The following is a 19,238-nucleotide window of genomic DNA, read 5'->3' as shown; positions in this document are numbered from 1 at the left end:
GACGTTATTCTGTTTGGGATTTTTTCCTACAAAGACTGCGAACCGCCGAATGCAAAACCTGACCCGCTTGATCACCCGCGTCCTCGAACTGATGAAGCGTTACCCAGGGGTGATTGCACTCGGCGGCTTCATCTCGGGGGTGTGCAGTTTCATCCTGGTGGACCGCCAGCAGGGCATGGCCAGTTGGATCGCGGTGATCATGCTGGTGAGCTGGCTGTGGCTGATGCTGGAAAACAGCTTCACCCAACTGTTCACCAAGGTTTTCAAGCGCGAGATTCCCGAACCGTTGCTGCGCTATGCGACCCAGATGATCCACCAGGAAAGCCTGTTCTTCGTGTTGCCGTTCTTTTTCATCACCACGGCATGGAACAGCGGCCAATCGGTGTTCACCGGCCTGCTCGGCGCGGCGGCGCTGGTGTCGATCGTCGACCCGCTGTACTACAAATGGCTGGCGCCCAAACGTTCACTGTTCCTCGCGCTGCACACCTTCACCTTGTTCGCTGCGCTGCTCACTGCGCTGCCGATCATCCTGCACCTGACCACGGCCGAAAGTTACAAACTCGCCCTCGGCGTGGCCATGGCGTTGTCGATTCCGAGCTTGGCCGTGAGTATGCCGCTGCGCAGTGTCAAAGGCTGGGCGATGTTACTCGGGGTCACGGCCGCCATTGGGTGCGCCGGGTGGTTCCTGCGCAGTTGGGTGCCACCGGCCACCTTGTGGATGACCGAAGTCGCCATCAGCACACAGCTGCAAGACCGCACGCCGGGCGACGACCTCAAGGAAGTCACCGCCGCCCAACTGCGCAGCGGCGGGCTGTACGCCTACACCGCGATCAACGCGCCGCGCGGGTTGGATGAGCGCATCTACCATGTGTGGCAATTCAACGGCAAAGAAGTCGACCGCATCGCCCTGGACATTCATGGCGGACGCAAAGAGGGCTACCGCGCCTGGACCCACAAGCAGAACTTCCCTGGTGATGCCGTGGGCCGCTGGCAGGTACGCGTACTGACCGAAGACGGGCAAGTGATCGGCGTATTGCGCTTCAAAGTGACCGACTCAGCACAAACGGACAACCCAAAGTAGGCAGGTTCGTGCTATTACGTAGGAATTGTGGATAGCCAAACAAGCTCGGAGCTTATGACCCCCCCTACGACGGCCGGTGCAGCCCACCTCGACACGTCCACCACCCCGCCACAGCTGAGAATTACGGGGGACTGGACGCTGGCACACTATGCCAACCTGAAGAAGCTGTCGGACAAGCTCGACGGCCAATACGACGCTGGCGCACGCATCGACCTCAACGGCCTCGGCGCCCTGGATACCGCCGGCGCCTCGCTGCTGGTGGAGTTGCTGGGGCCGAGCCGCATTGAACAATCCGCCGAACAGACCGATTGCAGCCTGTCGGCCGCAGACCGCGCCCTGCTCAAGACCGTCTACCGCTCCCTGAATGATTTTTGCGTGCCGGAAAAAGCCCCGGAAGAAGCGGCGGGCATTCAGGTGCTGGCGCGCATCGGCCGGGCGGTGGATACCGTCTGGCAGGACACCCAGAAACTGCTGGGCTTTATCGGCCTGATTCTCGAAACCTTCGCCCGCGGCATTTTCCGCCCCAAGCGCTGGCGCGTGACGCCGATGGTTGCGCACCTTGAACAGGTCGGTCTGGATGCCGCGCCAATCGTGGCCTTGCTGACCTTCCTGGTCGGTGCAGTGGTGGCCTTTCTTGGGGCCACGGTGCTCAAGAGCTTCGGCGCGACGATCTTCACGGTGGACCTGGTGGCATTCTCTTTCCTGCGGGAATTCGGCGTCTTGCTGACCGCCATCCTGATCGCCGGCCGCACCGCCAGCGCCTTTACCGCGCAGATCGGCTCGATGAAGGCCAACGAAGAAATCGACGCGATCCGCACCCTGGGCCTGGACCCGATGGAATTGCTGGTGCTGCCTCGCGTGCTGGCATTGCTGGTGGCGCTGCCGATGCTGACCTTCCTGGCGATGCTCTCGGGCATCGTCGGCGGCGGCGTGGTGTGCGCCGTGGCCCTGGATATTTCGCCGGCAATGTTCCTCTCGCTGCTGCAATCGGACATTGGCGTGCAGCATTTTCTGGTGGGCATGGTGAAGGCGCCGGTTTTTGCGTTCCTGATCGCCGCCATTGGCTGCCTGGAGGGTTTCAAGGTCAGCGGCAGTGCCGAGTCGGTCGGCGCCCACACCACCTCCAGCGTGGTGCAATCGATCTTTGTGGTGATCGTGCTGGATGCGGTCGCCGCGTTGTTCTTCATGGAGATGGGCTGGTGAGTCGTCTACATCGGGCGCCCACCGAGGCGGTGATTGAAGTGCGCGGCCTGTGCAATCGCTTTGGCAGCCAGAGCGTGCACGAGAACCTCGACCTGGACTTGTACAAAGGCGAGATCCTCGCGGTGGTCGGCGGCTCGGGCAGCGGCAAGTCAGTGTTGCTGCGCAGCATCGTCGGCCTGCGTCGGCCCAGCGAAGGTGAGGTGCGGGTGTTCGGCAAGAACCTGCCGAGCCTGCCGGAACATGAGCGCTCCCTGGTGGAACGGCGCTTCGGCGTGCTGTTCCAGAAGGGCGCGCTGTTTTCTTCGCTGACCGTCACCGAGAACGTTGCACTGCCGTTGATTGAACACGCCGGTCTCAGCCGCCGCGACGCCGAGCATCTGGCCGCCGTGAAACTGGCCCTGGCCGGGCTGCCGCTGTCGGCGGCCGACAAGTACCCGGCGTCACTGTCCGGCGGCATGATCAAACGCGCCGCCCTGGCACGCGCCTTGGCGTTGGACCCGGACATCCTGTTCCTCGACGAACCCACCGCCGGCCTGGACCCGATTGGCGCAGCGCAGTTCGACCAACTGATCCTGACCCTGCGCGATGCGCTGGGCTTGAGTGTGTTTTTGGTCACCCACGACCTGGACACGCTGTACACCATCACCGACCGCGTGGCGGTGCTGGCGCAGAAAAAAGTGCTGGTGGCCGATGCCATCGATGTCGTCTCGGAAACGAACGACGCATGGATCCACGAATATTTCCACGGCCCCCGTGGCCGCGCGGCATTGGATGCCGCTCAATCGCTAGACGAGGTATGACATGGAAACCCGAGCCCATCATGTGATGATCGGCCTGTTCAGCGTGATCGTGGTGGTCGGCGCGATGCTGTTCGGCCTGTGGCTGGCCAAGTCCAGCATCGACAGCGCCTTCCAGGACTACGAAGTGATCTTCAACGAGGCGGTCAGCGGCCTGTCCCAGGGCAGCTCGGTGCAGTACAGCGGGATCAAGGTGGGCGATGTCATCAGCCTGAGCCTGGACCCCAAGGATCCGCGCCGCGTGCTGGCACGTATCCGCCTGGCCGGGCAGACGCCGATCAAGGAAGACACCCAGGCCAAGCTGGCCCTGACCGGCATTACCGGTACCTCGATCATCCAGCTCAGTGGCGGCACCCCGCAGAGTCCCGAACTCAAAGGCAAGGACGGTAACCTGCCACAGATCATCGCCTCGCCATCACCCATCGCGCGCCTGCTGAATAATAGCAACGACCTGATGACCAGCATCAACCTGCTGCTGCACAACGCCAACCACATGTTCTCCCGCGAGAACGTTGAGCGCCTGAGCAACACCCTGGACAACCTGCAACAAACCACCGGCGCCATCGCCGACCAGCGCGGCGATATCAAGGTGGTGATGCAGCAACTGATGCAGGTGAGCAAACAGGCGAGCGCTGCCCTGGAGCAGACCACTGTACTGATGCGCAACGCCAACGGCTTGCTCAACGAGCAAGGCAAGCAGGCCTTCGGCAGTGCCGAGCAGGCCATGAAATCCCTTGAACAAAGCACCGCGACCATCAACACCTTGCTGACAAACAACAAGGACTCGGTGAACAGCGGCATGCAAGGCCTCAACGAACTGGCGCCGGCCGTGCGCGAACTGCGCGAAACCCTCGGTTCGCTACGCGCCATCTCCCGCCGCCTGGAAGCCAACCCCAGCGGTTACCTGCTGGGCAGCGACAAGAACAAGGAGTTCACGCCATGAAGCGTGCTTACCAAATGATCGCCCCGGTAGCCCTGGCACTGGTGAGCGCGTGCTCGATCCTGCCCAAGGCCGACCCGTCGGACGTGTATCGCCTGGCCGCAGCGCAGAGCACCCACCAGGCCGCGCCGGTCAGTTGGTCACTGCGCGTGAACAAGCCACAGACCAGCGAATTTCTCGACAGCCCGCGCATTGCCGTGGTGCCCAATGGCGACCTGATCAGCAGTTATGCCAATTCGCGTTGGAGCGACCCGTCGCCGGTGCTGCTGCGCAACCGCTTCATGGATGGCTTCCAGCGCGATGGCCGGGTGACGCTGCTGAGCACCGACGATACCAATCTGCAGTCCGACTATGAGCTGGGCGGTCAACTGCAGGCATTCCAGAGTGAATACCACGGCAGTGCGGTGGAGGTAGTGATTCGCCTGGATGCGCGGTTGGTGCGGGGGCGTGATCAGCGGATCGTTGCCAGCCGGCGGTTTGAGGTGAGGCAGCCGGTGGCAGATACCAAAGTGCCGGCGGTGGTGGCCGGGTTTGGGCAGGCGGGGGATCAGTTGAATAAACAGGTGGTGGATTGGGTGGTGCAGCAGGGCAATACAGCGCCGAAACGCTGAGGGCCTCTTCGCGGGCAAGCCCGCTCCCACATTTTTGATTTGTAAACACAGTCAAATGTGGGAGCTGGCTTGCCTGCGATAGCAATTTAAGCCTCAGCCAAAGAACCAGTAGCACACCGCAATCGCCGCCACGACACCGGCCAACTCCGCCAGCAACGCACACCCCACGGCATGCCTGGCGCGCTGAATCCCCACCGAGCCAAAGTACACCGCCAACACATAGAAGGTCGTCTCGGTACTGCCCTGGATCGTCGCCGCCACCAGCGCCGGGAAGCTGTCCACCCCCTGGGTCTGCATGGTCTCGATCAGCATCGCCCGTGCGGCGCTGCCGGAGAACGGCTTGACCATCGCGGTCGGCAAGGCATCGACAAAGCGTGTGTCCATGCCCGTCCAGGCGACCACATGGCGAATGCCTTCCAGGCCGAAATCCAGGGCGCCAGACGCGCGCAACACACCCACGGCACACAGCATCGCCACCAGATACGGCAGCAGGTTCTTCGCCACGTCGAAGCCTTCCTTGGCACCTTCGACAAATGCCTCGTACACCTTGACCTTGCGCAACGCGCCGATCACCAGGAACAGCATGATCAAGCCGAACAGCGTGAGGTTGCCGAGGATCGACGACAGGCCAGCCAGCGCAGTGGCGGACAAGGTCGCCAGCAATGCCATGAAACCGCCCAGCACCAGTGCGCCTGGAACCAGATAGGCCAGCACCACCGGGTCCCACAGCCGCAGGCGCTGCATGATCGCCACCGAGAGCAGGCCGACCAGGGTAGAGACGCTGGTCGCCAGCAGGATCGGCAGGAACACCAGCGTCGGGTCCGCGGCGCCTTGCTGGGCGCGATACATGAAGATGGTCACGGGCAATAGCGTCAGCGAGGACGCGTTAAGCACCAGGAACAGGATCTGCGCGTTACTCGCGGTGTTGGGAATCGGGTTGAGTTCCTGCAGCGCCTTCATCGCTTTCAACCCGATGGGGGTCGCCGCGTTATCCAGGCCCAGGCCGTTGGCCGCGAAGTTGAGGGTGATCAAGCCAATGGCAGGGTGCCCGGCGGGCACTTCCGGCATCAGGCGACGAAACAGCGGGCCGAGGGCCTTGGCCAGCCAATCGACGATTCCGGCCTTCTCGGCGATGCGCAAGAAACCCAGCCACAAGGTAAGGGTGCCGAACAGCAACACCATCACTTCCACGGACAGCTTGGCCATGGCGAAAATGCTTTCGACCATCGCCGCGAAAATCCCGGCGTTACCGCCGACCAGCCATTGCGCCAGTGCCGACACCATTGCCACGACAAAGAAGCCAAGCCACAGGCCATTGAGCATCAGTTGAACCCCTCGAAGAATGGAGCGAATGATAGCGGGGCTGGCAGAAACGACAAACCCCGGAATGATCCGGGGTTTGTCTTAGAGCTGTTGTGCTATCAGCTGCGGGTCGCTTGGGCGGCCGGCGCGGCTTCCTTGCTGCGCCAGTGCGGCAGCGAGTTCCAGTAGCGCTCGCCCTTGGCGTCGTCGTACATGCCTTCCCAACGGGAGATGACCAGCACGGCCAGAGCGTTGCCGATCACGTTCAGGGCAGTACGCGCCATGTCCATGATGCGGTCGACACCGGCGATGAACGCCAGGCCTTCCAGCGGAATGCCCACGCTGCCCAGGGTAGCCAGCAACACCACAAAGGACACGCCCGGTACACCGGCGATGCCTTTGGAGGTGACCATCAGGGTCAGGACCAGCATCAGTTGCTGGCCAACCGACAGGTCGATGCCATACAGCTGGGCAATAAAGATGGCCGCGATGCTCTGGTACAGGGTCGAACCGTCGAGGTTGAACGAGTAACCGGTCGGCACCACGAAGCTGCAGATGGCTTTCGGCGCGCCGTAGGCTTCCATCTTCTCGATCACGCGCGGCAGCACGGTTTCGGAGCTGGCGGTGGAGTAGGCCAGTACCAGCTCATCCTTGAAGATACGCATCAGCTTGATCACCGAGAAGCCAAACAGGCGGGCGATCAGGCCGAGGATCACAAAGGCGAAGAACAGGATGGCGACGTAAACCAGGATCACCAGCTTGGCCAGCGGCAGCAAGGAGGCGAAGCCAAAGTTGGCGACGGTCACGGCGATCAGTGCGAATACGCCGATCGGGGCGTACTTCATGATCATGTGGGTGACTTTGAACATGCTCTCGGACACGCCCTGGAACATGGTCACCAGCGGCTCGCGCAGCTCAGGCTTGAGGCTCGACAAGCCCAGGCCGAACAGCACCGAGAAGAAGATGATCGGCAGCATTTCGCCACGGGCGACGGCGGCGAAGATGTTCGACGGGATCAGGTTGAGGATGGTTTCGATGAACGCATGCTCATGCTGCACTTCGGCGGCGGTGGCGGTGTACTTGGAGATGTCGACGGTACCCAGGGTACTCATGTCGATGCCAGCGCCTGGGTGGAACAGGTTGGCCAGCAACAGGCCGACCACGATGGCGATGGTGGTGACGATTTCGAAGTAAAGGATGGTTTTGACGCCGATACGCCCGAGTTTCTTCGCGTCACCGACCCCGGCAATGCCGACGATCAGCGAGGAGATCACAATCGGGATCACGATCATCTTGATCAGGCGGATAAAGATATCGCCCGCTGGCTGCAACACATTGCTGATCCACCAGGCCTTTTCAGCACTGAAATGGTTGAGCACTGCACCGATTGCGATCCCCAGCACCAAACCGATGAGGATCTGCCAGGCGAGGCTTAGCTTTGCCTTCTTCATGTCATTACCCTTACTTCAAGTGAACTTAAGGCAAATGCGCCAGCTGCAACGCTCGAGAGCGAAAAAGTGTGTGCATCTGCCTCCATGGAAGGTCACCGCAGCGTGGCCGAAATGGCTTACTGGCAGGCGAAAAAAGGCGCAACTATTCCCATGCAAGGGAGCGACGTCTAATGCCGTAAACGCCTACCCTATGCCGAATCGGCATGGCCTTTTTCTATAATAACTGTCCGAACGGTCAGTTCAAATGTGACATTTTGTCCGACAAATATGCCGTGAACCGGCCAAACCCGGCTCGCTCAGAGAATCAGGACGTCTGTGGTGAGCTGGCAGAAATGCCTGGGAATTCCGTTGTTTAGTGTCAGAAATGTCCTATGGCCCCCACCAAAATTTATCGATAGATGGTCGACCGGACATACCAAGAAATGGTTCTGAACAAGCAGAAGGGAAATATTCGACTAAGGAAGGCATAACAAAAGAGCAATAAGCCCGCCGCAAGTTCAGCAAGCCATGAGCTTGTGAACCTGCGTCGCAGCTTTTCGCCTGACCCGGCCCTTGCGCAGGCACTCCCTGTACCCGTAGGTCACGCCGATCCCGATTGATCAGAGCAACCCGGCCCCTTGGTCATGCACCGCCCTTGGCGAGCGATGCAAACAGAAAGAAGCGAGGGGGGCTTCTTTCTATGGACGCAGTCTCCGCAGACGACAGAAGCGTCGGACGGAACCTAATACCAATTCGGATCTTTCTTCAGTTGCTCCATCAGCAACTTCTGCATGCCTTCATCCGGTTTACCAATGAAGCGGTAGTCCGCATGGCGCGTCGGTGACTTATCCGCCGGCAGACCGGCCGGGACTTCCACCAACATGGCGTAGGCATCTTCCTTGTCGAGGCTGAAGGCAACGATCAGGCGTTTGTTCAGGCACGTATCAGCGGTTTCGCAGAGGGGCCCGACCAAATACTTGTCGCCATCTTCTTCCACGGCGTTCATCTGTTCAGCTGTACCCGACAGGTTCATCACCCATTCCGGCAAGCGTTCTTCTTTCTTCACCACGCCTTGCCAGGTTTCGCGGTATTGCGGGTCCGCACTGAGCAATTCGTTGGCCCGGGATTGGCCGTCGTTGGCGGCCATCGCCAAGCCGCTGCCGCCCAGGAGCAGGGCGGCAGCAATAGCTTTGAGGGACAAAGTGGTCATGTTCAGCCTCGGCCGCGACGACCAAAGAAGAAGGAAGCGATGAACATCACCAGGAAGACCACAAACAGAATTTTTGCGATACCCGTGGCGGTGCCCGCGATACCACCGAAGCCCAGGACTGCAGCCACAATGGCGATGATCAGAAATGTGATTGCCCAACTCAACATGGTGATTCTCCTTTCTCTTCTATAGGGGTAACAGCGGTAGTGCCGTGCAGCCGCTCATACAAGCGGCCTTTGGTGCCTAGAACACCCAACGCTCCTGGGATGGCAGTTCACTCAGGGCAGATTCCTGGTCAACCATCCGCAATTGCGGGGCAGTTACATTGGCAGCAACACTGCCAACGGAACGGAAATGGGTTTGGGTCATGGCCGGACGTTCAAACTGGGGGATCTGCTGCTGACTCTGCTGCCAATGCTGCAGCTGCTGTCCGCCAATCAGCGTGACCATCAGGGCCAGGCTGGCAAACAGGCCTTGTTGCAAGCGCAGTGGCGATACACGCAATTGGCTGAGGCTTTGGCGAGTCATGCTGCTGTTCTCCCGCATTTTGATTATTCGTTGGGAGAGATATTGCAGAGTGCATGCCAGCTTTTTTGCAAAATAAAACTCAATTAAATCAATGAGTTAAATAATGTCGATTGGGTTTCCCCCCAGCATCCTGCACGATGCACCCCTGCGCGCCGTGCGAATTGCACGATGGCCAGCGGTCGGATCAAGGGATAGAAAGCGGAATGAGTGTTGCCGAAGTGGCAAGACGGCATGAAAACGCCATCAGCCGGGGGCTTTGTAGGAAACAATGCAGATAGCTGCACGACGCTGCCTTTTATCGATCAGAATAAACCATGCAACTTGCCCGATTATTCCGGGACTAAACACCATCATTCATAGTTTAAGGAGCGCGGGACAGATGGAATCAGCCAAGGAACTTCAAGGCCGCATTCTTTTAGTGGATGACGAATCCGCGATCCTCCGCACCTTCCGTTATTGCCTGGAAGATGAGGGCTACACCGTAGCCACCGCAAACAGTGCCGCCCAGGCCGATGCCTTGATGCAGCGCCAGGTGTTCGACCTGTGCTTCCTCGACCTGCGCCTGGGCGAGGACAACGGCCTGGATGTGCTGGCCCAGATGCGCATCCAAGCGCCTTGGATGCGTGTAGTGATCGTCACTGCTCATTCGGCAGTGGATACCGCTGTTGATGCGATCCAGGCCGGCGCTGCCGATTACCTGGTCAAGCCTTGCAGCCCTGATCAACTGCGCCTCGCCACCGCCAAGCAGTTGGAAGTGCGCCAACTCTCCGCGCGCCTCGAAGCCCTTGAAGGCGAAGTGCGCCAGCCCAAAGATGGCCTCGATTCCCACAGCCCGGCAATGATGGTGGTGCTGGAAACCGCGCGCCAGGTCGCCGGCACAGACGCCAACATTCTCATCCTGGGTGAATCCGGCACCGGTAAAGGCGAACTCGCCCGCGCTATTCACGGCTGGAGCAAGCGTTCGAAAAAGTCCTGCGTCACCATCAACTGCCCATCGCTGACGGCAGAACTGATGGAAAGCGAGTTGTTTGGTCATAGCCGCGGTGCATTTACCGGCGCCAGCGAAAGTACCTTGGGCCGCGTTAACCAAGCGGACGGCGGAACGCTGTTTCTCGACGAAATTGGCGATTTTCCCCTCACGTTGCAACCCAAGTTGCTGCGCTTCATTCAGGACAAAGAATACGAGCGCGTCGGCGATCCGGTCACCCGCCGTGCCGACGTGCGCATCCTGGCAGCCACTAACCTGAATCTGGAAGATATGGTCCGTGATGGGCGCTTCCGCGAAGATTTGCTGTACCGCCTCAATGTCATCACCTTGCACTTGCCGCCGCTGCGCGAGCGTAGCGAGGACATCCTGACCCTGGCCGACCGTTTCTTGGCGCGTTTCGTGAAGGAATACGCCCGACCGGCGCGCGGTTTCAGTGATGAAGCACGCGAGGCACTGGCCAACTACCGCTGGCCGGGCAATATCCGCGAGCTGCGCAACGTGGTGGAGCGCGCCAGCATCATTTGCCCACAAGAGAAGGTGGAAATCAGCCACCTGGGAATGGCTGAACAACCTAGCAACAATGCCCCACGCATTGGCGCGGCACTCAGCCTGGACCAGTTAGAGAAAGCCCATATCGGCGCAGTGCTCGCTACCAGCGACACCCTTGACCAGGCTGCTCGCACCCTGGGCATTGATGCGTCGACCCTGTATCGCAAACGTAAACAGTACAACTTATGAGCTGTACCTTATGAAGTTAGCGATGAAGCTGCGCACTCGTTTGTTCCTGAGTATCTCAGCGTTGATCACCGTCGCCCTGCTGGGGTTGATCCTGGGCCTGGTCAGCGTCATGCAAATGGCCAAGACCCAGGAATCGCTGATTCGCAGCAACTTCATTACGCTGGATCTTGGGCTGAAGCTGCGCCAGAGCCTGGGCGATCAATTGATCATGATGCTGGAGGAGCGCCCCGACCCCGGAGCACTGCAAGCCTCCAAGCAACGCTACTTCGACCTGCTTGACCAGGGCATTGCCCATGAACAGCGTGACGATCGCGGGAGCGGGTTCAGCGAGGCCAGAGGTCAGTATCAGGATCTGTTGGATGCGTTTGACGAATCCCAGCAACCGACGCCCCCCCCAGGATCCAAGGAAAAGCTCACAGACACCTTCAATACACTGCGTAACGGCCTAATCAACGAGCACAAGCAGGCACTGCAAAACATCAGCAACAGCGAACACAAATCCCGCGAACGTGCACTATTGATCGCCGGATTGCTGGGGTTGGTGGGGCTCGCGGTGCTGATCATCGGGTTCGTCACGGCGCATGGCATCGCCCGGCGTTTTGGTGGCCCCATCGAAGCGCTGGCCAAAGCCGCCGACAAAATCGGCCAGGGCGACTTCGAAGTGACACTGCCGATCTCGTCCGCAGCGGAAATGAACCAGCTGACCCGCCGCTTCGGCATCATGGCCGAGGCGTTACGCCAGCATCAGGCAACCAATGTCGATGAACTGCTGGCCGGTCAACAGCGCCTGCAAGCCGTACTCGACAGCATCGACGATGGCCTGCTGATGATTGACCGCCAAGGCCAGCTGGAACACCTCAACCCTGTGGCCCAACGTCAATTGGGCTGGGACGAGGAACGCCTCGGTCAAGGTCTTGGCGAAGCATTGGCACGCCCCGAGCTGGATGAGCAACTGCAACTGGTCCTGCGCGGCGGCAATCTGGAGCGGGCGCCGGACGATCTGGAAGTGGAGGTCGAGGGTGAATTGCGCCTGCTGACCTACAGCCTGACCCCGGTCAGCCATACCCAGGGGCATATCCTCGGCGCAGTGATGGTGCTGCACGACGTCACCGAGCAACGCGCCTTTGAGCGGGTGCGCAGCGAATTCGTGTTACGCGCCTCCCATGAGCTGCGTACACCGGTGACCGGCATGCACATGGCCTTCGGGCTGTTTCGCGAGCGTGCGAAGTTCCCGGCAGAGTCCCGTGAAGCGGACCTGCTGGATACAGTCAATGAAGAAATGCAGCGCTTGATGCAGTTGATCAATGACCTGCTCAACTTCTCTCGCTACCAGAACGGCCTGCAGAAACTCACCTTGGGCCCGTGCGATGTGACTGACCTGCTGGAACATGCCCGTTCGCGTTTCGTCGAGCCGGCCAAAGCGCAGAACATCGAACTGCTGGTAGAAACGCAATCCGACCTGCCTCGGTTGTATGCGGACCAGGCACAGCTTGAGCGGGTTCTGGACAACCTGCTGGGCAACGCCCTGCGCCACACGGCGACTGGCGGGCAGATTCGCCTGCAGGCACGACGCCATGGTGAGCGAGTGATTGTCAGCGTCGAGGACAACGGCGAAGGTATCGCCTATGGCCAGCAGGGGCGGATCTTCGAGCCATTCGTGCAAGTGGGTCGCAAGAAAGGCGGCGCTGGCCTGGGCCTGGCGCTGTGCAAGGAGATCGTGCAACTGCACGGCGGCCGCATGGGCGTGTATTCGCGGCCGGGGCAGGGCACTCAGTTCTACATGGCGTTGCCGCTTTAAGTTCGGTTCAGCGCGCGCAGGATTGCGGCACTTTCCGCATCCGGTGTGCCGTCAAACAGCGACGGCCGGAAATGCATTTGGAACGCCGCGATTACATGGCGCGTGGCGACATCCAGCTCACCGGTCTGGGGCGTCTGATAGCCCAGGCGAGCCAATTCTTCCTGGAACCAGGTAATGCTCGGCAGCTCCGCGGCATATTGCATTTGGAATCGCGCAACAGCCTGGGCGTCCGGCCATACGCCCAACCCTTCATCGGCCAGACGCTTCCAAGGGAACAGTGGGCCCGGGTCCAGCTTGCGAAGCGGTGCGATGTCACTGTGGCCAATGATGTTCTTGGGATCGATGCCATTGCGCTTGCTGATGTCCTTGAGCAACACCACCAGGGATTTAACCTGCGCTTCAGAGTACGGATACCACAAGCGACCGGTCGGCGTGTCCTTGTAGCCGGGATTCACAATCTCGATGCCGATGGAGCTGGAGTTGAGCCAGGTACGACCCATCCACTCGCTTTCGCCGGCATGCCAGGCGCGCTGGCTTTCATCCACCAGCTTGTAGATGGTGCCGGAGGCGTCGTCGCCGATCAGGTAGTGGCTGCTGACCTGGCCGTGGGTAAGCAAAGCCAGGGAGCGTTCAAGGTTGGTGGAGGTGTAGTGGACAATCACGAACTGCACGCGGTTGTCGTGGTTCACCGAAGGATGGCTGGTGTCCAGGCGCGGGCCGCTGGCGCAACCTGCGAGCAGAAGAAACACAAAGGCGAAGTACAAGGATTTCATGGCGGAAGACATTACACTGAAGACGATAATGCAACAGTGTAACGTACCCTTTGTGACCCAACCGTCAAATTACAAAATGGAACATCTTTTAGGCGGCCTGCACCTGGTTGCGTCCCGCTGCCTTAGCCCGGTACAGCGCCTCATCGGCACGTTTGAGCGCCAGGTCACTGCGCTCCCCCGGCTGGAACTGCGCCACACCCATTGAAACGGTGATGGTCACCGGCTCGCCCTTGAAGTGAAACGGACACGCTTCAATCGCGGCGCGCAACACTTCTCCAGCCGCCAGCGCATCCGTCAGGGATGAGTTCGGCATCAACAACACAAACTCTTCGCCACCAAAGCGCGCGATAAAGTCGGTCGAGCGCAGACGCTTGCGCAGCACGTTGGCGATGATCTTCAGTACCTTGTCGCCCGCCAGGTGGCCGTAGCCATCGTTGATACGTTTGAAATGATCCAGGTCCAACATCGCCAGCGACAAGTTGTTGCCACGCTGGTGCCAGGTGTTGACCTCCTGATCCAGGCGTTCACTCCAGGCTGCGCGGTTGGGCAGCCCGGTGAGCGGATCGATCAAGGCTTTCTGGCGCTGCACCTCCAGGTGCTCCCGGTAGCCCTGGGCTTCCTGTTCCATATTGGCGACACGCTCGGCCAAGCCTTTCAGACGCGCTGCCGTTTCCTGCTCGCGCAGATCACGCTGCTGCTGGTGCTCGTCCATGGTGCCAAGCAGGCCTTCAAGGTGGCTTTCCAGCACGTGCTTGAGACTGTCCAGGTCGGCAGCTTCCTGCACGCTGCTTTGCAGGCCATCGACCTGTTCGCGGATCTGCGTGTCCAGCTCGCGGGCGGCGGAACGGCTATCGGCATGGCCGTCGCTGGCGACCTGCAAGTGCCCCTGGAAGGCTTCAAGCCGCTCGTTGAGCTGCTTGAGATAAGCCTCGAACTCATGCTGGCCGCTGTCGGTGATAGCCAGCATCAACACCGCCAGGTCATCCAGGATCGGCAGCAGTTCGTACCAATTCAGGCCATGGGCCAAGCGCTCGCGCATGGCTTCGGCCTGGGGCCGGTGGCGCTCGGGCAGCGAGAGTTCTTCCAGCAGGCCGAGCAGGGTGTCCTCGATGTGCTTGGCCACAGAACTGTAGGACGGCTCCGGGGAGTCGGGCAAGGCATAGGTGCCATCTGCTTGCAGCTCGTCGGGATCTGGCTCTTCAACTTCCAGCACCGGAGGGAGCGACAGACTGCCGATGATGGTCTCATCCGGCGTTTCGACCAGAACCTCAGGCATTTCGATGAAGGCGGCGAGCGCGCTTTCCGGCGCAGGCTCTTCAACCTGAGGCTCGGGCTCGACCCGCGCTACGGGCGTTTCAAGGAGTGCGGCTTGAGGCGGGGCTTCGTAGACGAAGGTTTCGCTGGAGGGCTCGGCCACCTTGGCGGGCGCTACGAGCTCACTGACAGGGGCAAGCGTTTCTTGAGGCTGCGGCGCAAAGGCGCGCAATGCTTGCGTCAGCTCCTCGGATTGCTCGGGCGGCTGTGGCTCGGCATCCGAAGGCTTGGCTACCGCAGGCTGCGGGGCCGGGCGGGGCGTCGGTTCATTTTCCACCGCCTCGTTCACGACTTCTTTGGAGCCAAACAAGCGCTGCAAAAGCCCTGGCCCCGGACGCGGGGTTTCGCCGTCCGGCTCCAGGTTGTTCAGCGCCTGGCCTTGCAGGCCACTCAATTCGCTGAGCAGCAAGGGAATCTCGCGCGCCTGGCTGACTCGGCCGTCCAACTGCTTGGCGAACGTCTTCAGCGGGCGGGCCACCTCACGCGGTAGCGGCAGCTTTTGCAGTTGCGTGACCAGGGACGTCAGCGCGGTGCTGATCTGATCGACTCGGGTTTCACGGCGCTGCTCCGAATCCAGCACCGCCTTTTCCAGACGCGGCAGCAAGGCGGCGAGGGCGGCGTCCATATCGTCGGTGCGGACAACGTCACGCATTTCCTTCATGCATTGGTCGACGGCGCGGTCAGTGCCTTCAGCGGCCAGGGTGCTGCGCACCAACCCACGGCGCAGCAGGTCGAGACGGGCGGCCCAACGGCGTTCGAGCTTTTCTTGTTGCTCGATGCTTTTAAGGTATTTTTCTTTCCAGCGCTGGGCGTCGTCGCTCATGCAAGGGGTCCGCGAGGGCCGGAACTCAACGCGGGCAATGCATCAGCCGTGAGCGAACCCGGCAGACGAATCTCTACCGCGACCGGCAGGTGATCGGAGATGGGCTGCGCCAGCACCTGCACACTTTCGAGTGTGAGGGTCGGACTGAGCAGGATATGGTCAAGACAGCGTTGCGGACGCCAGCTGGGGAACGTGGCTTCGGCTTGCGGCGCCAGTAGCCCGAGGTCGCGCAACGGAGAATTTTGCAGCAGGTCGCTGGCATGGGTGTTCATGTCCCCCATCAGCACCTGATGTTTGTAATTGCCAATCAGCTCTCGGATGTAGGCCAACTGCATCGTGCGGGTGCGGGCACCCAGCGCCAGGTGCATCATCACCACCACCAAGGCTTCCGGGCCTTCGCCAAACCGCACAAGGATCGCGCCCCGGCCCTTGGGGCCTGGCAGCGGGTGGTCTTCGATGGCGGAGGGCTTCAAGCGGCTGAGCACGCCATTGCTGTGCTGCGCCAGGCGCCCGAGGTTGCGATTGAGTTGCTGGTACCAGTAAGGGAAGGCACCGAGCTGGGCCAGGTGTTCCACCTGGTTGATGTAACCGGAGCGCATGCTGCCGCCGTCAGCTTCCTGCAGGGCAACCAGGTCGAAGTCGTTCAACAGGTTGCCGATCTTCTGCAGGTTGCCGGCACGCCCGTTGTGGGGCAGCAGGTGCTGCCAGCCACGGGTGAGGTAATGCCGGTACTTCTCGGTACTGATACCCACCTGGATATTGAAGCTCAGCAGGCGCAGGCGGCTGTCTGCCGGCAGGCCCGTGGATTCCAGGTGATGTTCGTTGACCTGCGGGTCATGCAGGCCAACCCCACGTTCGGTACCCCAGCGGCGCATGACGGGCCCCTTACTTGGCTGCGCGCTCTTTGGCGATCAGCTGGTCGGCAACATTGAGGGTCTGCTCAGGACCACCGGAGGTGCCCAGGTCGAAACGGTATTTGCCGTTGACGATCATGGTCGGGACGCCTTGCACGCCGTACTTCTGCGCCAGTTCTTTGGCCTGTTTGATCTGGCCCTGGATGGCGAAGGAGTTGAAGGTGGCCAGGAACTTTTCCTTGTCGACACCTTGGGTGGCCACGAAGTCAGCCATTTCGTCTGGCTTGGTCAGGCGCTTGCCTTGCTTCTGGATCGCGTCGAATACCGCGTTGTGGACCTTGTGCTCCACACCCATGGCTTCCAGGGTCAGGAACAGCTGGCCGTGGGCATCCCATGGGCCGCCGAACATGGCTGGGATGCGTTTGAAGTTGACGTCCTTGGGCAGTTTCTCAACCCATGGGTTGATGGTCGGCTCAAAGGCGTAGCAATGCGGGCAGCCGTACCAGAACAGCTCTACCACTTCGATCTTGCCTGGCTCCGAAACCGGAACCGGGTTGGCCAATTCAACGTAGGTTTTACCGGCTTCAAGCGGCACGTCGGCAGCTTGTGCGGTCATGCCGAAGAGGCTGGCAGTGACGAGAGCGGCGCTGAGGATCAGATTACGCATGCTTTACTCCTGGACAAATAAAGTCGCCTCACGCGACCTTTGCTGTGACAGGTCTACGCGGGCATGAGTTCGTTAGTGTAACGGCACCGGCCACAAAAAAGGGCGGCCTGGGCCACCCTTTTTATGCTTGCATCGCGGGATTAATCGAGTGTTAACGTTGCGTGCACCTCAGTGCAGGCCCTGGATGTAGCTGGACACCGCCGCAATGTCTTCATCACTCAGCTTGCGGGCGATGGTGCGCATGATTGCCGCGTCGCCATCGTTGGCTCGCCCGGCCTCTTCCTTGCGGAAATCGGTCAACTGCTTGGCGATATAGGTCGCGTGCTGGCCGCTCAGGTGCGGGAAGCCGGCGGCGGCGATGCCCGCGCCATTGGGCGAGTGGCAACCGGTGCAGGCAGGCAGGCCTTTTTCCAGGTCGCCGCCGCGGAACAGTTTCTCGCCACGGGCCACCAGTTTCGGATCGGCAGCTCCCACACTGCCCTTCTGGCTGGCAAAATACGCCGCGATGTCTGCCAGGTCCTGATCGCTGAGGTTGGTCAACAAGCCGGTCATTTCCAGGACCGTGCGCTTGCCGGACTTGATATCCTGCATCTGCTTGGTCAGGTAACGCTCGCCCTGGCCGGCCAGTTTGGGGAAGTTCGGCGCCGGGCTGTTACCATCCGGTCCATGGCAAGCACCACATACGGCGGCTTTCGCCTGGCCCGCTGTAGCGTCGCCTGCAGCATGGGCAACACCGGTGATGCCCAAGGTCAACAGCAGACTCACGATCAGTTTGTTCATCAGCTAATCCAACTACGGCTAAGGGGTTTAAGAGTTATCTACCGGGTTTACTCACCATCAACTGAATGACGGCCTGGTAATCCTCAGTACTGCAGTCCATGCACAAACCACGCGGCGGCATTGCCTTGAAACCCTGGGTCACGTGTTGCACCAGCGTGTCCATGCCCTGCGCCAGTCTTGGCGCCCAGGCTGCCTGGTCACCCCGTCTGGGGGCGTTGGGCAACTGGCCGGCATGGCAAGCCACGCAAACTCGGTTGTACACCGCTTCCGGATCCTGTGTAGCCTGAGCGCCGTAAAGCGGGACCAGGACACCGATAGCGAGCAACCACTTGGTCATACGTCGACCATTTCAGGGTTTGAGAGCGCTTTGCGTTCTAATGCGCAATAAAGGTCTATCGCTCCCGTGAACCTCATCCTTCGCTGGGACAAAGCACACACAAAATCTGCGGCATTATATACTGGCGCTACTGAAACGGAAACGACACCGCTTGCCGCACCCTTTTTCGGCACCGCCCACATCGGAAATCTCATGCAACTCAAGAATCCCATCCTCGGTCTGTGCCAACAGTCCACGTTCATGCTCAGCGCCGCCAAAGTTGACCAATGCCCCGATGACGAGGGCTTTGAAGTCGCCTTTGCCGGTCGCTCCAACGCTGGCAAGTCCAGCGCGCTGAACACCCTGACCCACGCCAGCCTGGCACGCACCTCGAAAACCCCGGGCCGCACGCAACTCCTCAATTTCTTCAAGCTAGACGATGATCGGCGTCTGGTCGACCTGCCGGGCTACGGATACGCAAAAGTCCCTATCCCGTTGAAGCTGCACTGGCAGCGTCACCTGGAGGCTTACCTGGGTGGCCGCGAGAGTTTGAAGGGTTTGATTCTGATGATGGACATCCGCCATCCGATGACTGACTTCGACCTGTTGATGCTCGACTGGGCCGTCGCCAGCGGCATGCCGATGCACATCCTGCTGACCAAGGCCGACAAGCTGACCTACGGCGCGGCCAAAAACACCCTGCTCAAAGTGCAGTCCGAAATCCGTAAAGGTTGGGGTGACGCGATCACCATCCAGCTGTTCTCGGCACCAAAACGCATGGGCCTGGAAGAGGCCTACACCGTGCTGGCAGGCTGGATGGAATTGGCCGACAAGGGCGCGGAACTGGCCGAGTAACTTTTCTACAAGCAAAAAAAACCCCGGACTTCGTATGGGGAGGGGAAGTTCGGGGTTCAAGTTCCGGACCGCTAGGGCGGGGTCCAGATATCTGCCAACACTTAACACAACATAGGAGCATTGAAGGGCTTCACCACCCATTCAGTAACTCTGAGTAGCAGTTCACGGGTTAAGTTCCGGCAGGTTCGAAAAACTATTTGAAATAACCGACGGCGATTTCCGTACTAAAG

Annotated in this window: 19 protein-coding genes; 8 read left to right on the top strand and 11 right to left on the bottom strand. The window is 60.3% G+C overall.

What is annotated here, in order from left to right:
* Positions 1 to 49: 49 nt before the first annotated feature.
* From ACP7EW_RS18735 to ACP7EW_RS18715, 5 genes are read left to right on the top strand one after another with little or no spacing between them, the layout of a single operon-like run.
* Positions 50 to 1,081, top strand: a complete 1,032-nt coding sequence (locus ACP7EW_RS18735) for a DUF5924 family protein (RefSeq protein WP_033901538.1) — start codon at positions 50 to 52, stop codon at positions 1,079 to 1,081.
* Positions 1,082 to 1,135: 54 nt separating this feature from the next.
* On the top strand, positions 1,136 to 2,284 hold the full coding sequence (locus tag ACP7EW_RS18730) for an ABC transporter permease (protein WP_033901539.1): 1,149 nt from the start codon (positions 1,136 to 1,138) through the stop codon (positions 2,282 to 2,284).
* Positions 2,281 to 3,084, top strand: coding sequence for an ABC transporter ATP-binding protein (locus ACP7EW_RS18725; RefSeq protein ID WP_426218825.1), 804 nt, complete (start codon positions 2,281 to 2,283; stop codon positions 3,082 to 3,084). The genes ACP7EW_RS18730 and ACP7EW_RS18725 overlap by 4 nt, the downstream gene beginning before the upstream one ends.
* Position 3,085: 1 nt before the next feature.
* On the top strand, positions 3,086 to 4,024 hold the full coding sequence (locus tag ACP7EW_RS18720; RefSeq protein WP_426218823.1) for an MlaD family protein: 939 nt from the start codon (positions 3,086 to 3,088) through the stop codon (positions 4,022 to 4,024).
* Positions 4,021 to 4,632, top strand: a complete 612-nt coding sequence (locus ACP7EW_RS18715) for an ABC-type transport auxiliary lipoprotein family protein (protein ID WP_426218821.1) — start codon at positions 4,021 to 4,023, stop codon at positions 4,630 to 4,632. The genes ACP7EW_RS18720 and ACP7EW_RS18715 overlap by 4 nt, the downstream gene beginning before the upstream one ends.
* Before the next feature lie 93 nt (positions 4,633 to 4,725).
* Here the strand turns inward: ACP7EW_RS18715 and ACP7EW_RS18710 are convergent, their stop codons facing one another.
* The 5 genes from ACP7EW_RS18710 to ACP7EW_RS18690 form a co-directional block, all read right to left on the bottom strand.
* Positions 4,726 to 5,955 (bottom strand): nucleoside recognition domain-containing protein, encoded by a 1,230-nt coding sequence (locus ACP7EW_RS18710; protein WP_426218819.1) that lies wholly within the window; start codon positions 5,953 to 5,955, stop codon positions 4,726 to 4,728.
* Between the two features lie 98 nt (positions 5,956 to 6,053).
* Positions 6,054 to 7,385: a glutamate/aspartate:proton symporter GltP gene (gene gltP, locus ACP7EW_RS18705; protein ID WP_177112229.1), complete on the bottom strand. Its 1,332-nt coding sequence runs from the start codon at positions 7,383 to 7,385 to the stop codon at positions 6,054 to 6,056.
* A gap of 721 nt (positions 7,386 to 8,106) precedes the next feature.
* Positions 8,107 to 8,574 carry an inhibitor of vertebrate lysozyme family protein gene (locus tag ACP7EW_RS18700; RefSeq protein ID WP_016978799.1) on the bottom strand — a complete coding sequence of 156 codons (468 nt, stop codon included), beginning with the start codon at positions 8,572 to 8,574 and terminating at the stop codon, positions 8,107 to 8,109.
* 2 nt (positions 8,575 to 8,576) lie between these two features.
* Positions 8,577 to 8,741, bottom strand: a complete 165-nt coding sequence (locus tag ACP7EW_RS18695) for a DUF1328 domain-containing protein (RefSeq protein WP_003170804.1) — start codon at positions 8,739 to 8,741, stop codon at positions 8,577 to 8,579.
* A gap of 76 nt (positions 8,742 to 8,817) precedes the next feature.
* Entirely contained in the window at positions 8,818 to 9,102 is a 285-nt protein-coding gene (locus ACP7EW_RS18690; RefSeq protein ID WP_426218816.1) for a hypothetical protein, read from the bottom strand.
* 379 nt (positions 9,103 to 9,481) lie between these two features.
* Between ACP7EW_RS18690 and algB the strand changes: the two genes are divergently transcribed.
* Both algB and ACP7EW_RS18680 read left to right on the top strand, forming a co-directional pair.
* Complete coding sequence (algB, locus tag ACP7EW_RS18685; protein ID WP_426218814.1) at positions 9,482 to 10,828, top strand: sigma-54-dependent response regulator transcription factor AlgB; 1,347 nt, start codon at positions 9,482 to 9,484, stop codon at positions 10,826 to 10,828.
* Positions 10,829 to 10,838: 10 nt separating this feature from the next.
* Positions 10,839 to 12,626 carry an ATP-binding protein gene (locus tag ACP7EW_RS18680; RefSeq protein ID WP_426218812.1) on the top strand — a complete coding sequence of 596 codons (1,788 nt, stop codon included), beginning with the start codon at positions 10,839 to 10,841 and terminating at the stop codon, positions 12,624 to 12,626.
* Here ACP7EW_RS18680 and ACP7EW_RS18675 read toward each other — a convergent pair.
* The 6 genes from ACP7EW_RS18675 to ACP7EW_RS18650 all read right to left on the bottom strand — a co-directional run bounded on the left by ACP7EW_RS18675 (position 12,623) and on the right by ACP7EW_RS18650 (position 18,174).
* A complete protein-coding gene (locus tag ACP7EW_RS18675; RefSeq protein WP_426218810.1) occupies positions 12,623 to 13,399 on the bottom strand; it encodes an N-acetylmuramoyl-L-alanine amidase in 777 nt (258 codons plus the stop codon). The two genes, ACP7EW_RS18680 and ACP7EW_RS18675, sit on opposite strands and share 4 nt — an antisense overlap.
* 88 nt (positions 13,400 to 13,487) lie before the next feature.
* Entirely contained in the window at positions 13,488 to 15,536 is a 2,049-nt protein-coding gene (locus ACP7EW_RS18670) for a diguanylate cyclase (RefSeq protein ID WP_426218808.1), read from the bottom strand.
* A complete protein-coding gene (locus ACP7EW_RS18665; RefSeq protein WP_033899255.1) occupies positions 15,533 to 16,411 on the bottom strand; it encodes an endonuclease/exonuclease/phosphatase family protein in 879 nt (292 codons plus the stop codon). Before ACP7EW_RS18665 ends, ACP7EW_RS18670 begins: the two co-directional genes overlap by 4 nt.
* Before the next feature lie 10 nt (positions 16,412 to 16,421).
* Positions 16,422 to 17,057: a thiol:disulfide interchange protein DsbA gene (gene dsbA, locus ACP7EW_RS18660; RefSeq protein WP_269132422.1), complete on the bottom strand. Its 636-nt coding sequence runs from the start codon at positions 17,055 to 17,057 to the stop codon at positions 16,422 to 16,424.
* A gap of 168 nt (positions 17,058 to 17,225) precedes the next feature.
* Positions 17,226 to 17,837: a c-type cytochrome gene (locus ACP7EW_RS18655; protein ID WP_016978792.1), complete on the bottom strand. Its 612-nt coding sequence runs from the start codon at positions 17,835 to 17,837 to the stop codon at positions 17,226 to 17,228.
* Between the two features lie 34 nt (positions 17,838 to 17,871).
* Complete coding sequence (locus ACP7EW_RS18650) at positions 17,872 to 18,174, bottom strand: c-type cytochrome (protein ID WP_033899251.1); 303 nt, start codon at positions 18,172 to 18,174, stop codon at positions 17,872 to 17,874.
* A 192-nt stretch (positions 18,175 to 18,366) separates the two neighbouring features.
* On the opposite strand from ACP7EW_RS18650, the gene yihA reads away from it, so the two are divergent.
* A complete protein-coding gene (gene yihA, locus ACP7EW_RS18645) occupies positions 18,367 to 19,008 on the top strand; it encodes a ribosome biogenesis GTP-binding protein YihA/YsxC (RefSeq protein ID WP_010207832.1) in 642 nt (213 codons plus the stop codon).
* Positions 19,009 to 19,238 lie beyond the last annotated feature (230 nt).

This window comes from Pseudomonas sp. DWRC2-2, from assembly GCF_049897885.1.
Lineage (GTDB): Bacteria > Pseudomonadota > Gammaproteobacteria > Pseudomonadales > Pseudomonadaceae > Aquipseudomonas > Aquipseudomonas azotoformans_A.
The sequence above is the reverse complement of the archived record's forward strand: the minus strand, read 5'-3'. Positions and strand labels throughout refer to the sequence as shown.